Annotated in this window: 2 protein-coding genes; both read right to left on the reverse strand. The window is 71.6% G+C overall.

Features of this window, described 5'->3' with window-relative positions:
* Positions 1 to 134: 134 nt before the first annotated feature.
* Positions 135 to 470 (reverse strand): phosphoribosyl-ATP diphosphatase, encoded by a 336-nt coding sequence (locus AC1DZ6_RS25545; protein ID WP_477099883.1) that lies wholly within the window; start codon positions 468 to 470, stop codon positions 135 to 137.
* Positions 467 to 1,158: imidazole glycerol phosphate synthase subunit HisF (gene hisF, locus AC1DZ6_RS25550; RefSeq protein WP_477099884.1), on the reverse strand; the 692-nt coding region annotated here is incomplete at its 5' end. The genes AC1DZ6_RS25545 and hisF, both read right to left, overlap by 4 nt.

The raw sequence follows: 1,158 nt of genomic DNA on the forward strand, positions 1-1,158 counted from the left end.
CACTTGCCCCCTACGGGCCGCTGCGCGGCCGTCTTCCCTCATAGGGGGAAGAGGAGCGGTACGTGCGGCGTCCTCCGCCCCCTATTGGGGCGGACAGGCGGCGAAGCCGCCAGGTGGGGCAAGTCGGTGAGCTGCTAGCCTCGCGAAGCCTTCTCGGCGATCCCCGAAGTCCCCTCACGCGCCGCCAGCTTCTCGGCCACGGCATCGAGCGACACACCGGACGCCGCCAGCAACACCAGCCAATGATACAGCAGGTCGGCGCTCTCGCTGGCCAGCGCGTCCGGCCCGCCCCCTTGAGAATTGGGGGACACGGCGGCGATCACCGTCTCGACGGCTTCCTCGCCCAGCTTCTTGGCGGCCAGGGCCGGGTCGTTCAGCAGCTTGGCGGTGTAGGACGCGGTCGGATCGCCGCCCTTGCGGGTCTCGATCGTCGCGGCCAGGCGCTCCAGAACCTCGAACAGCTTGCTCATGCGGCCCCCTTGAGGTCGTCCAGGCGCACCGGGATGCCGGCCCGCGCCATGGCCCGCTTGGCCTCGCCGATGCTGATCTCGCCGAAGTGGAAGATCGAGGCGGCCAGCACGGCGGCGGCGTGGCCGTCGCGGGCGGCTTCGACCAGGTGGTCGGTCGTGCCCGCGCCGCCCGAGGCGATCACCGGCACGGTGACGGCGCCGGTCACGGCCTTGAGCAGCGGAATATCGTAGCCGATCTTGGCCCCGTCGCGGTCCATCGAGGTCAGCAGGATCTCGCCCGCGCCGCGCTCGACCACCTTGGCGGCCCAGTCGACCACGTCGATGCCGGTGTCCTTGCGGCCGCCGTAGGTCCAGACGTTCCAGCCGCCCGAGCCGTCCTCGCGCGCTTTGGCGTCGATGGCCACCACCACGCACTGGGCGCCGAAGGCGTCGGCCCCGGCGGCGATCAGGTCGGGATTCTCGACGGCGGCGGTGTTGGTCGAGACCTTGTCGGCGCCGGCCAGCAGCAGGCGGCGCATGTCGGCGACCTGGCGCACGCCGCCGCCGACCGAGACCGGCATGAAGCAGACCTCGGCGGTGCGGGAGATCACGTCCAGCAGCAAGCCGCGGTTCTCGCTGGAGGCGGTGATGTCCAGGAACATCAGCTCGTCGGCGCCGGCCGCGTCGTAGGCCGCGGCCTGCTCCACGG

It is taken from the genome of Caulobacter sp. P1_B12_2, from assembly GCF_056406675.1.

What these genes read in the sequence shown, in the direction of transcription:
- AC1DZ6_RS25545 (WP_477099883.1), bottom strand. Translation starts at nt 470, where the DNA reads ATGAGCAAGCTGTTCGAGGTTCTGGAGCGCCTGGCCGCGACGATCGAG.